We start from the raw sequence: 11,085 nt of genomic DNA, 5'->3' as shown, positions 1-11,085 counted from the left end.
TGGTGGTCGCGGCACCCCTCGCGGCACCCCTCGCGCCGCCGGAAGCGGCCTCCGCGCCCCGGCCGTTCAGGGGGCAAGTCCCGGTCGCCGCCGAGCAGGCCGCGCCGGGCACGCTGGTCACCGGCGAACCGGGCGCCGACCAGATCGTGGCAGACAAGCTGTTCACCGGCGAACCCGGCGCCGATGTCTTCGACGCGCTGCGCGCCACCCGCGCTCGTATCGATCTCACGCCCGGCCAGCCCGACCTCTCCGCGTTCCCTCGCGCGGCCTGGCTGCGCGCCGAACGGGCCGTGCTCGCCGCACTGTCCGCCGAGAACCTCGGATACGGCGACCCCCGCGGCGCTCTGGCGCTGCGCCGCGCCGTTGCCGGCTGGCTGGCGCGCAGCCGCGGCATCCGGGTCGATCCGGACGAGGTGCTGATCGTCGCCGGCACCGCGCAAGCGCTCACCCTGCTGCACCCCGTGCTGCGGGCGGACGGCATCGAGAGTGTTGCGGTGGAGGACCCCGGCTCGCTCGGCACCCGCCAGCACCTGCAGAACGGCGCTCTGGCCACCCCACCGGTGCCGGTGGATGACAACGGGGTACGCGTCGACGCACTGCGCGCCACCGGCGCCCGCGCGGTACTGCTCACGCCCGCCCACCAGTTCCCCACGGGCGTGGTGACGAGCGGCGAACGCCGCCGCGAGCTCCTGCGCTGGGCGGCGGACGGCGGGCTGATCGTGGAGGACGACTACGATGCGGAACACCGCTACGACCGGCCACCGGTGCCCGCGCTGCGCGCGTTGCTCGCCGACCGGCTGTGTTACATGGGCAGCGTCTCCAAGCTGCTCGCCCCCGCATTGCGCATCGGCTGGGTGGTACCACCGCCCCGCTACCGCGAGGCTCTTACCGACGCGAAACGCTTCACCGACCTCGGCAATGCCGTGCTCCCGCAACTCGTGCTCGCTCAACTCATGGAATCGGGCCAACTGGAGCGGCATTTGCGGCTGCTTCGCGGTCGCCACATGCGCCGCCGCGACGCGATGATCGGTGCCATCACCGAACACCTGCCGGGCGCGGTCGTGCACGGCACGGCGGCAGGTCTGCACCTCACCGTCACGTACGCGCCGGCAGTTCCCGACACCGAGCTCGCCGCTGCCGCGCTGGCCCGCGGCGTGAAGTGCCAGCCCCTGTCCTGGCACCGCCAGCTGCCCGGCCGCCCCGGCCTCGTCCTCGGTTACGCCGCCGGCTCCCCTGGCACCATCACCGAAGGGGTAGCGGCCCTCGGCCAGGCACTGCGCGAGCTGGCCTGAGGCCCTCGGGGGAGTGCAGGGCCACGGCGTGGTGCCCAGTACTTCACTTCTTCTCTGGGGCCGGCGTCAGCGTGCCCAAGCAGGGCGGCCAGGTCATGCCGTCCTCCCCGGCCGGACGTGGAGTTCGACGGACATGCCCGGTGGGGCGGAGCGGGACAGGTGGCGGGAGGTGTACTGGCGCAGGCCGCCGGCGCGGAGTGCGTCGCGTACGGCGTCGCCGTCGATGTACTTGTCGTGGATCTCGATGAGGACGCGGTCCACCCGGTGCAGCCAGTCCGGCCGGTCGGTGAGCAGTGGCAGCTCGCCGCCCTCGATGTCGATTTTCATCAGGTCGACGTGCTCGATGCGGTGGCGCTCCAGGATGGCGGCGACGGTGTCCGCCGGGACGGTGGTGAGCTCGCGTGGCATGGCCTGTTCGATGCGGTGCGGGAGGGAGAGGCGGCGCCGGCCCACGGACTCGACTGCGGTAGCGGTGCACCAGTAGCCGCTGATGTAGAAGTCCAGTGGTTCGGTGGTGGCGGCCGCGGCACACTCCTCGATACGCCAACGAGCGTCGGCGCGGGCCGCGTTGTGACGCAGTACCTGCACGTTCTCGGCCAGCGGCTCGACCGCGACCAGGGTGTCGGGACGGTGCCGGGCGGCGAGGTAGGCCGAGGCCAGCCCGCAGTTGGCACCGATGTCGACGATGGTGCGCAGCCGTCCTCCGCACTCCGCCGGCAGTTCGTAGCAACGGTTGAGGAAGACTTCCTTCAGTACGGTGAGGTCGCTCTGATTGGCACGCAGCACGATGTCGGCGTGGTCACCGCCGGGAATCCGCCACCTCTGACGGATCAGTGTGCTGCTGTCCAGTGGGGTTCCCAGGAGTCCGGCGAAGTGCCGGGCCGTCCAGTACGGGGCGTGCAGCCTGCTGAGGCCCATGGCCCGGGAGGCGGCGCGGGCCATGTGGCCCAGGCACCGCGCACCCTCGCGGGCAACGACTGCGGGCACGCCGCGTCCGGCTTCGATATCCGCGTCATTGCGGAGGTAACGGAACGTCACGACGATATTTGATCACTCACGGAGGGTGATACTGCGAAACGGTGAAGGGCGTGTTGTATGCCGCCGGCAGGTGATGTGACCTGGCACTCTTACGCTTCGAGGGGCTGCCCGAAGCCGCGCCGCAGGATGGCCCGAAGGGCGGCAGCGCCCTGCTGGCGGGCCAGTTCCATTCCTCGCCGGGCGATGTGGTCGCACTGCACGAGCGGCTCGGCCTGCGGCCGCCCGAGGTGCACGGCGGCTGGTTCGAGGACACCCTCCCCAGCAGCCTGCCCGAGCGGATCGCCTCCTGTTACTCCTGCCGGCCTGCCGGGACTATTTCGGCGGCCCGCCGCCGATGACGGTGGTCAGCGAGGAGTTCGGGTGGGGAATGGGCCGCTATCAGGCGGCGGCGGCCGGTGCCGCCGAGGCCCGCTGAACCCGCCCGGCACGCCCTCTCCCGCCGCCGACAGGGTTGCGCTGATCACCGGAGCCGGCGGCGGGCTCGGCCGGGCGACCGCATTGCGGCTGGCGGCCGACGGGTACGCCGTAGCAGCGCTCGACGTCGATCGCGCGGCCGTGAAGGAGACGGTCGCGCAGGTCGAAGCGGCGGGAGGTACGGCGCTGCCCTGCGTGACCGACCTGCGGGACGCGGCCGCCGTCGAGGCCGCGTTCGCCACCGTCACCGCACAGCTCGGCCCGGTGACAGCCCTGGTCAACAACGCCGCCATCTACCCGGCACGGCCGTTCACCGACGTACCACTGACCGAGTACGACGAGGTGCACGCCGTGAACCAGCGCGCCTACTGGATCACGGCACAGCAGGCGGCCAGGCAGATGGCGGACCGCGGGGGCGGGGCCGTCGTCAACATCGCCTCCATGACCATGCACGGGGGCTGGTCCGACCTGGCCGCCTACGTCACCACCAAGGGCGCCGTCACAGCCCTGACCAAGGCCCTCGCCCGCGAGCTCGGCCGGCACGAGATCCGGGTCAACTGCGTCTCTCCCGGCGCGTTCCCCACCGCCGCCGAGACCATTCACCCCGACCCCGCGGCATACAACGCCTTCGTCCTCGCACATCAGGCACTGCAACGCCGTGGCCGACCGGCAGAACTGGCCGCGGTGGTCTCGTTCCTCTGCGGACCCAATGCCTCGTTCGTCACCGGGCAGACCATCGAGGTCAACGGCGGCTGGGTGATGACCTGACCGCTGTCCGCACACTGCGGGGGACGCCAGTGCGTCCGGGGTGAGCGCGCCGGTTCCAGCGGATCCGCTCACTGGAAAGCCGGCAGGACCTCCTTGATGAACAGCTCCAGGGACGCGCGCTTCTCCTCGTGCGGCAGGCTGTTGTCGATCCAGAAGCTGTACTCGTCGATGCCGAGCTCCTGGTAGGAGCGCAGCCGGTCGATGACTTCGGCGGGGGTGCCGATCACCGCGGTCTTGTGCAGCGACTCCGGCGCGAACTCCGGACGGTCCTCGAACTTCGACTCCGGGCTGGGATCGAGAAATCCGTTCACCGGGGTCGTCTTGTTGCCGAACCAGGCGTCGAAGGTGCGGTAGTAGCGGTTGATCGCCTCCGCGGCCGGGCGCCAGCCGTCGGGCTCGTCGGGGGAGTGGACATGGGTGTGCCGCAGCACCATCAGGTCGGGGCGCGGCACCTCGGGGTGGTTCGCCACCGCCGTCTCGAACTTCCGCTTGAGGTCCACGACTTCCTCGTCGCCCTTCATCAGCGGGGTGACCATGACGTTGCAGCCCTGGGCCACCGCGAAGTCGTGGGAGTCGGGGTCGCGCGCGGCGATCCACATGGGCGGGGTGGGCTGCTGCACCGGCTTGGGCACGCTGGTCGACGTCGGGAACTGCCAGATCTCGCCGTCGTGTGCGTAGTCGCCCTGCCAGAGCGCCCGGACAGCCGGCACGAGCTCGCGCAGATGCTTGCCGCCCTCGCGGGCCGACAGCCCGCCCGCCATGCGGTCGAACTCGAACTGATGGGCCCCGCGGGCGAGTCCGACCTCCATGCGGCCGTTGCTGATGACGTCGAGCAGCGCGCATTCACCGGCGACCCGGACCGGGTGCCAGAACGGGGCGACGATGGTTCCCGCGCCCAGCCGGATGGTCGAGGTCTTCGCGGCCAGGTGCGCGAGCAGTGGCATCGGGCTGGGGGAGATCGTGTACTCCATCGCGTGGTGCTCACCGATCCACACGGTGCTGAACCCGCCGTCCTCGGCCATCAGCGTCAGCTCGGAGAGGTTCTCGAAGAGCTGCCGGTGGCTGACCTCCTCGTCCCAGCGCTCCATGTGCACGAACAATGAAAACCTCATGACTGCTCCTCGTTTGCAACATTCATCTCAAGCAGAGTGACATCCCCCGTCGCCCAGTGCGTCCGGGGGACCTCGTGGACGACGACACGGATGTACTCGGGCCGGGTGTCGGTGGTGCGGAGGACCGCGGCGTGCACCTCGTGCATCAGGTTCCGGAGCTGCGCCGGGGTGCGGCCCTCCGCGATGGTGATGGCGACCTGTGGCATGTCGGCTCCCTCAGCTCCGCATCGTGAACGGGTCGGCCACGGGCTCCTCGCTCGTGTTGATCCAGACGCTCTTGAGCCGGGTGTACTCCTTGATCGTCTCGGTGCCGTGCTCGACGCCGACGCCGCTGGTCTTGAAGCCCTGCCGCGGTGACATCGGGGACATGGCCCGGTAGGTGTTGACCCAGACGGTCCCGGCATCCAGGCGCGCCGCCATCCGGTGCGCCCGCGAGAGGTTCTGCGTCCAGACGCCGGCCGCGAGACCGTACTCGGTGTCGTTGGCCAGGCGGATCACCTCCTCCTCGGTGTCGAACGGCATGACCGCCAGGACCGGGCCGAAGATCTCCTCGCGTACGACACGCATGCCGTTGTCGACGTCCACGAGGATGGTGGGCTCGTAGAAGTAGCCGCCGAGGCCGCCGTCGGTGGGGTGCCCGCCGGTCAGTACCCGGGCGCCTTCGCTGCGGCCGAGGTCGACGTACCCGGCCACCTTGTCCCGCTGGGCCTCGAAGGCGAGCGGGCCGAGCTCGGTCGCCTCGTCCATGGGGTCGCCGATACGGATCGTCTTCGCGCGCTCGGAGACTCGCTCCAGCAGCTCGTCGTAGACCGACCGGTGCGCGAACACGCGGCTGCCGGCGATGCAGGTCTGTCCGGCGGCGGCGAAGATGCCGGCGACCACTCCCATCGCCGCGTTCGGGATGTTGGCGTCCTCGAACACGATGTTGGGCGACTTGCCGCCGAGTTCGAGGGTCGAGCCGACGAAGCGGCCCGCGGTCGCCGAGGCGATGCGCGATCCGGTGGCGGTGCTGCCCGTGAACGAGATCTTCGCGAGGTCAGGGTGGTCGACGAGGGCCTGCCCGGCCTCGGCGCCGAACCCGGTGACGACGTTCACCGCACCCGGCGGGAAGCCTGCCTCCAGCGCCAGCTCGGCGAGCCTGAGCACCGTGGCCGAGGTGTACTCGGAGGGCTTGATCACGACGGTGTTGCCGGCGCAGAGAGCCGGTGCCAGTTTGCTGCTGGTCAGCGTCAGCGGAGAGTTCCAGGGCGTGATCGCTCCGACGACGCCCAGCGGCTCCCGTGCCGTGTAGTTCAGCACCCGGCGGTCGGAGGTCGGGACGACGTCGCCGTGGATCTTGTCCGCCAGGCCGGCGTAGTAGTGGTAGTACTCCGGCAGGCCGGCCAGCTGTCCGCGCATCTCGCGCAGCAGCTTGCCGTTGTCCTGCGTCTCCATGCGGGCGAGCTCTTCGGCGTTCTCGGCGATCAGGTCACCGAGGCGGCGCAGCAGGTGTCCGCGGCGCGTCTGGCTGAGGTCGCGCCAGCGCGGGTCCTCGAACGCCTCCTTCGCGGCGGCCACGGCCCGGTCGATGTCGGCGGCATTCCCGCGCGCCGCCCGGTAAAGAACCTGGCGCGTGGCCGGGTTGGTGCTCTCGAAGTACTCGCCCGAGGCGGGCGCGACCCACCTCCCGCCGATGAAGTGCTGCGACGTGTCGATCTCAGGCATGTGCGCACTCTCCGATGAAAGTGGTGAGGGAGCCGACGAACGCCTCGGGGCGCTCGACGGGCAGCATGTGACGCGCCTCGGGGATGACCACCGCGCGGCAGTCCGGAAGCGCCGCGGCGAGCCGACGGGTCATCGCGGGGGTGGAACCCGGATCGTTCTCACCCGTCACCGCCAGCGCGGGCACGGTGATCGCGCCCAGGTCCGGCCCGAGCTCGGCGTCTGCCGTGGCGAAGATGCGGTAGCAGTTGAGGAAGGAGCTGACGTCGTTGGCCCGCAGCGTGGCCTCGGTGCGGGCGACCCGGGCCGGGGCGACGTCGGTACCGGCGTACCAACGCTCCAGGGACGCGGCGGTACTCGCCGCGAAGTCGGCCTCCGCGGCGCGCAGCCGGGCGAGGACGGACGCCCGCTCCTCGGACGTCCGCTCGCACACCGAGCTGACCGAGGTCAGCGTGGCCACCAGCTCCGGCCGGTGCAGCGCCAGGTGCTGGGCGACCAGCGCGCCCAGCGAGAAACCGACCAGGTGCGAGCCCGCCGGAATCCCACCGGCCACCCCGTCGGCCAGGTCTGCGAGTGTCACCCCGTCGCGCGCCGGTGGGCGGGAGCCGTGGCCCGGCAGGTCGGGGGTGAGCACGGTGAATCGGTCGGCCAGCAGTGCGGCGGCGGGCTCCCACATGGTGTGGTCGAGCCCCACGCCGTGCAGCAGCACGATGGTCGGCTTGCTCATCAGTGCCTACTGCTCGGTCGAGAGCGGAGCCAGGCGCTGCTGGGGGCGTCCCTGGGCGGCGGCGGCAAGCGCGATGACGATCTCGTCGGGGTGGGGAGCGTCGGTGATCCGGACCTCGGTGGTCTGGTGGTGCGAGCGGATCGTGGCGTCGGTGATGTGCTTCAGCGGGATGTCGAACACCACGCCGGCGGCTCCGCGCTTCTCGACGGCCGGCAGCAGGGTGGTGGCGTTGGCGGCCTTGCGGAAGTGGTCACCGAACTGGAGTGTGTGGATCAGCGCCGAGCCGTGCTCGATCTCGCCGTCCAGGCCGACGATGGCCGCCTTGCCGTACGCCTCGGCGGGGGCCCCGAGGGCGTCGAGCACCGCCGGGGCCAGCAGCGCGCCGACGTCGGAGGCGTTGGCTTCGATGCCGGGAGCGAGGTCCTCGACGAAGCCCTGACCGGCCCACGGGTTCTCGATCACGGCTGCGACGACGGCGATCCGGGCGGGCGGGCTGACCTCGCGGCCGCCTTCCGTGCGGATCTCCTCGACGGTGGTCACAATCTTGCGGACGTTCATGCGGGGACTTCCTCCAGTGTTTCGGTGGTGACGACAGGGTCGGTCTTGCGGTCCCCGATACGGGGGTGCGGGCGGGGTCCCGTCGACGCGGCGGCGATGACGACGATCTCGTCCGCACGCGGTGCGTCGGCAACGCGGGCGCTGATGGTCTGGTAGTGACTGCGCGTTGCGGCGTGTGTCTTGTGCCAGAGCGGGACGACCAGCGTCTCGCCGGCTTCGGCGCGCGTGTCGGCGAAGCAGATGATCGATTCGCCCTGGAGGAATTCCCGGACGAGGTTGCCGAAGTACGGCGTGTGGATGAGGGCTCCGGCGTGCTCGATCTCGCCCGCCGTGCCGACGATCGCAGCCTTGCCGAAGGCTTCGATCTCCGTCACGCCGCCCAGTGCCTCGATGAGGCGGTCGGCGAGCAGCCGCGCGAGTACCGGGGCGACCCGGCCCTGCTCCGCGGACAGATCGGCCGATGGGCCGGCGCCCACCCAGGGATTCCGCACTACGGCGGCGACGCTGGCTCGCCTCGCGGGCTGTGCGGGGGCCTCGCCCGCCTCGGTGAGGACGACGTCGCGGTAAAGCACGAGCTTTCGGAGGCCGATGCTTTCGTCAGGACGTTCCGTGATGCGCTCTTGCATGCCACAGGACGATAAGTACGCCTCTTGCATCGGTCAAGGGGGTGCGTGGCGAGAGTTCTCCGCGCCTCCGTCCGAACCCCTTGCTGGCGCCTCCATACTGCATCTGAGCTGGACATTCTGGAGCGTGAGCGATCGGGTCGAGATTCCGGTGCGACAGACTCTTGACGCTCAACCTGTGACATGCCTTACTGCTTCTTGTATGCCAGTTCAGGCAGCCGTCGAATCCCGGACTCAAGGAGTTTCATGTCCAGTCCCCCTAGACCGGGTGCGGAAATGGCCCCTGTGACGCCGTCCGGGGGTGCTGACGAAAGCACCTCCCCCGTGGGCAGGCTCGGCTCCGTCTTCTGGTCCTCGCTCGGCATCTCCGCCCTCTTCGTCGGCTGGGCGGTGGTGTTCACGGACAACCTCAACGAGGTCACCACCGCCTCCCTGGACTGGGTGACGGCCACCTTCGGCTGGACCTATCTGGTGGTCACCCTCGCCATCCTGGTCTTCCTGGTGTTCCTGGCCTTCGGCCCCGCCGGTGAGATCCGGCTCGGCAAGGACACCGACCGCCCCGAGTTCTCGACGCCGACCTGGTTCGCCATGATTCTCAGTGCGGTCATGGGCATCGGACTGGTCTCCTACGGCGTCGCCGAACCGATCTCCCACCTCGCGACGCCGCCGCACGGCCTCGCGGAGCCGAACACACCGGCGGCAGCTGTCCGGGCCCTGCAGTACTCCTACTTCGACTGGGGCCTGCACGCCTGGGCGATCTTCGCCGTCTTCGGTCTCGCCATCGCGTACTCGACCCACCGCAAGGGCCGCCGCACTCTGGTCAGCCAGCTGTTCGTACCGCTGCTGGGCGACCGGGTGAACGGGCCGGTCGGCAAGGCGATCGACGTGCTCGCCGTGTTCGCGACGCTCTTCGGCACCACGACGTCCCTCGGCCTGGGCGCGCTCCAGGTCAACAACGGTCTGGGCACCCTGTTCGGGATCCCGGTCAACTCGATGACGCAGGTGCTCATCATCGCCGCCGTCACGTCCCTCTTCACGCTCTCGGCCGTGACGGGTGTCAGCAAGGGAATCAAGTTCCTGAGCCAGGGCAGCTCACTGCTCGCGGTCGCGTTGTTCGTCTTCATGCTGATCGTCGGCCCGACCGTCTTCATCGCGAACCTGTACACCGAGTCCATGGGCCGGTGGGCCACCGACTTCTTCCGGATGAGCCTCCAGGGCACCGCGTTCGGCGGGCTGGAGTGGATGCAGCTGTGGACCTACTTCATGATGGCCTGGTGGGTGTCCTGGGGCGCCTTCGTCGGTGTCTTTCTCGCCCGCATCTCCCGTGGCCGCACCATCCGCGGGTTCATCATGGGCGTCCTGGTCGTCCCCAGCGTGGTGTTCTTCACGTGGTTCACCGTCTTCGGCGGCACGGCGATCCACGTCGACCTGTTCCAGGGCGGCGACATCGCCGAGCAGACCACGGCCGACGTCAACAGCGCGTTCTTCGCGACCCTGGAACACTTCCCCCTCGCCGGCGTCACGTCGGTGATCGCGATCATCCTGGTCGTGCTGTTCTTCGTCTCCGGTGCGGACGCCAACACCTACGTACTGTCCATGATGACCTCGGACGGGTCGCTCACCCCGCGCCGTCCGGTGCTCATTCTCTGGGGCGTCCTCACCGGTGTCACCGCCGTGGTGCTCATGCTCGCCGGCGGACTGACTGCCCTTCAGAACACCGTCATAGTCACGTCGTTGCCGTTCCTCGTGATCATCGCCGGCCTGGCGGTGTCCTTCTGGAAGGAACTGGGCGCAGACCGAAAGGAGAAGACTGATGTCGCACACTGAAACGCGTCGCGGACTCATCGAGAAGGTGTGGGCCGCGGCCTGGGAACAGGGCGATGTCGACGCCCTCGACCAGCTGCTGAGCCCGGACTACCGCCGCCATGGCACGGACGCGGGCCCGCAGGACCTGAGTACCTTCAAGGCATCGATCGTCTCGACCCGAGCGGCGTTCCCGGACCTGGCCACGGCCATCGACGACCTCGTGGTCGACGGCGACAGAGCGGCGATCCGCTGGCACAGCAGCGGAACCCATGTGAACTCGTTTCTCGGTGTCCCCGCCACCGAGCGGCGTGTCGAGGTGAGCGGTGCCACCTTCGCCCGGTTCGAGGGGGACCGCATCGTCGAGGAGTACGTGACCTGGGACCCGAGGGCGCTGCTCTCGGCGCTCGGCATCATCCGGGTGGCACAGGACTGACGGCCTGCCGGCCAAGTGGCACAGGACTGACGATCAACATGACAAGGAGCATTTCCATGGCACCGCTGTCCACGCAGCCCGACATCGACCTGATGAAGCAGGTCAACCGGCAGTTCGTCACCGGCGTCACGGTCGTGACCGCGATGGACGGCGAGACCCCCAGGGGGCTGGCGGTCAACGCGTTCTCGAGCATCTCGCTCGACCCCGCCACCGTGATGGTGTGCGTCCAGCGCACCTCGTCCACGCACGACTGTCTGTTCCGGGCGGGTCACCTCGCGATCAACATTCTCTCTACGGAACAACTCGACGTAGTGCGCACGTTCGCGCAGAAGTCCGATGATAAGTTCAAGGATCTGGACTGGGAGCGCGGCCCGTTCGGGAGCCCACTGATCGCCCGGAGCAGCGCGCAGATGGAGGTCGAGATCCGCGAGCGGCTCCAGGCCAGCACCCACACCGTCTTCATCTGCCGCGTGGTGCATGCTGCGGTCACCGAGAACAATCCCATGGTCTACAGCGCGGGTAAGTTCTTCGACGGTGGCGCGCTCGCGCCTCTGGGATGATCAGCGGGCGGCTCGAGAGACGGAGGAGGGCTCGGTGAATCGCGGCACAAGCG

The 11,085-nt window shown here is 69.5% G+C and carries 13 protein-coding genes; 6 read left to right on the top strand and 7 right to left on the bottom strand.

What is annotated here, in order from left to right; all coding sequences use genetic code 11:
- Positions 1 to 1,292, top strand: a 1,292-nt coding sequence (locus CCS38_RS27130) for an aminotransferase-like domain-containing protein (RefSeq protein WP_223735953.1), incomplete at its 5' end; no start/stop codon positions are given.
- A gap of 93 nt (positions 1,293 to 1,385) precedes the next feature.
- On the opposite strand, the gene CCS38_RS27125 is transcribed toward CCS38_RS27130, so the two are convergent.
- A complete protein-coding gene (locus tag CCS38_RS27125) occupies positions 1,386 to 2,330 on the bottom strand; it encodes an FkbM family methyltransferase (protein WP_223735952.1) in 945 nt (314 codons plus the stop codon).
- Positions 2,331 to 2,515: 185 nt separating this feature from the next.
- Between CCS38_RS27125 and CCS38_RS27120 the strand changes: the two genes are divergently transcribed.
- On the top strand, positions 2,516 to 2,668 hold the full coding sequence (locus tag CCS38_RS27120; RefSeq protein ID WP_223735951.1) for a TylF/MycF family methyltransferase: 153 nt from the start codon (positions 2,516 to 2,518) through the stop codon (positions 2,666 to 2,668).
- Positions 2,669 to 2,690: 22 nt separating this feature from the next.
- Positions 2,691 to 3,512, top strand: a complete 822-nt coding sequence (locus tag CCS38_RS27115) for an SDR family NAD(P)-dependent oxidoreductase (protein WP_223735950.1) — start codon at positions 2,691 to 2,693, stop codon at positions 3,510 to 3,512.
- A 68-nt stretch (positions 3,513 to 3,580) separates the two neighbouring features.
- Here CCS38_RS27115 and CCS38_RS27110 read toward each other — a convergent pair whose 3' ends face one another.
- From CCS38_RS27110 to CCS38_RS27085, 6 genes are read right to left on the bottom strand one after another with little or no spacing between them, the layout of a single operon-like run.
- On the bottom strand, positions 3,581 to 4,624 hold the full coding sequence (locus CCS38_RS27110) for an LLM class flavin-dependent oxidoreductase (protein ID WP_223735949.1): 1,044 nt from the start codon (positions 4,622 to 4,624) through the stop codon (positions 3,581 to 3,583).
- Positions 4,621 to 4,830 (bottom strand): tautomerase family protein, encoded by a 210-nt coding sequence (locus CCS38_RS27105; RefSeq protein WP_223735948.1) that lies wholly within the window; start codon positions 4,828 to 4,830, stop codon positions 4,621 to 4,623. Before CCS38_RS27105 ends, CCS38_RS27110 begins: the two co-directional genes overlap by 4 nt.
- Positions 4,831 to 4,840: 10 nt before the next feature.
- Positions 4,841 to 6,328 (bottom strand): aldehyde dehydrogenase, encoded by a 1,488-nt coding sequence (locus CCS38_RS27100; RefSeq protein WP_223735947.1) that lies wholly within the window; start codon positions 6,326 to 6,328, stop codon positions 4,841 to 4,843.
- Positions 6,321 to 7,052 carry an alpha/beta fold hydrolase gene (locus CCS38_RS27095; protein ID WP_223735946.1) on the bottom strand — a complete coding sequence of 244 codons (732 nt, stop codon included), beginning with the start codon at positions 7,050 to 7,052 and terminating at the stop codon, positions 6,321 to 6,323. Before CCS38_RS27095 ends, CCS38_RS27100 begins: the two co-directional genes overlap by 8 nt.
- 6 nt (positions 7,053 to 7,058) lie before the next feature.
- A complete protein-coding gene (locus CCS38_RS27090) occupies positions 7,059 to 7,610 on the bottom strand; it encodes an amino acid synthesis family protein (RefSeq protein ID WP_223735945.1) in 552 nt (183 codons plus the stop codon).
- Positions 7,607 to 8,236 carry an amino acid synthesis family protein gene (locus CCS38_RS27085; protein WP_223735944.1) on the bottom strand — a complete coding sequence of 210 codons (630 nt, stop codon included), beginning with the start codon at positions 8,234 to 8,236 and terminating at the stop codon, positions 7,607 to 7,609. The genes CCS38_RS27090 and CCS38_RS27085 overlap by 4 nt, the downstream gene beginning before the upstream one ends.
- Before the next feature lie 321 nt (positions 8,237 to 8,557).
- Here CCS38_RS27085 and CCS38_RS27080 point away from each other — a divergent pair, with 321 nt between their 5' ends.
- From CCS38_RS27080 to CCS38_RS27070, 3 genes are read left to right on the top strand one after another with little or no spacing between them, the layout of a single operon-like run.
- Positions 8,558 to 10,060, top strand: coding sequence for a BCCT family transporter (locus tag CCS38_RS27080; RefSeq protein WP_223735943.1), 1,503 nt, complete (start codon positions 8,558 to 8,560; stop codon positions 10,058 to 10,060).
- Positions 10,047 to 10,472: an ester cyclase gene (locus CCS38_RS27075; protein WP_223735942.1), complete on the top strand. Its 426-nt coding sequence runs from the start codon at positions 10,047 to 10,049 to the stop codon at positions 10,470 to 10,472. Before CCS38_RS27080 ends, CCS38_RS27075 begins: the two co-directional genes overlap by 14 nt.
- Positions 10,473 to 10,528: 56 nt before the next feature.
- Positions 10,529 to 11,032 (top strand): flavin reductase family protein, encoded by a 504-nt coding sequence (locus CCS38_RS27070; protein ID WP_223735941.1) that lies wholly within the window; start codon positions 10,529 to 10,531, stop codon positions 11,030 to 11,032.
- Positions 11,033 to 11,085 lie beyond the last annotated feature (53 nt).

This window comes from Streptomyces purpurogeneiscleroticus, from assembly GCF_020024005.1.
Lineage (GTDB): Bacteria > Actinomycetota > Actinomycetes > Streptomycetales > Streptomycetaceae > Streptomyces > Streptomyces purpurogeneiscleroticus.
This window is presented reverse-complemented; position numbering and strand designations above follow the sequence as displayed.

Bases quoted from the DNA above. Each gene is read 5' to 3' on its own strand.
- CCS38_RS27110 (WP_223735949.1), bottom strand. From the start codon at position 4,624: ATGAGGTTTTCATTGTTCGTGCACATGGAGCGCTGGGACGAGGAGGTC.
- CCS38_RS27105 (WP_223735948.1), bottom strand. From the start codon at position 4,830: ATGCCACAGGTCGCCATCACCATCGCGGAGGGCCGCACCCCGGCGCAG.
- CCS38_RS27100 (WP_223735947.1), bottom strand. From the start codon at position 6,328: ATGCCTGAGATCGACACGTCGCAGCACTTCATCGGCGGGAGGTGGGTC.
- CCS38_RS27095 (WP_223735946.1), bottom strand. From the start codon at position 7,052: ATGAGCAAGCCGACCATCGTGCTGCTGCACGGCGTGGGGCTCGACCAC.
- CCS38_RS27090 (WP_223735945.1), bottom strand. From the start codon at position 7,610: ATGAACGTCCGCAAGATTGTGACCACCGTCGAGGAGATCCGCACGGAA.
- CCS38_RS27085 (WP_223735944.1), bottom strand. From the start codon at position 8,236: ATGCAAGAGCGCATCACGGAACGTCCTGACGAAAGCATCGGCCTCCGA.
- CCS38_RS27075 (WP_223735942.1), top strand. From the start codon at position 10,047: ATGTCGCACACTGAAACGCGTCGCGGACTCATCGAGAAGGTGTGGGCC.
- CCS38_RS27070 (WP_223735941.1), top strand. From the start codon at position 10,529: ATGGCACCGCTGTCCACGCAGCCCGACATCGACCTGATGAAGCAGGTC.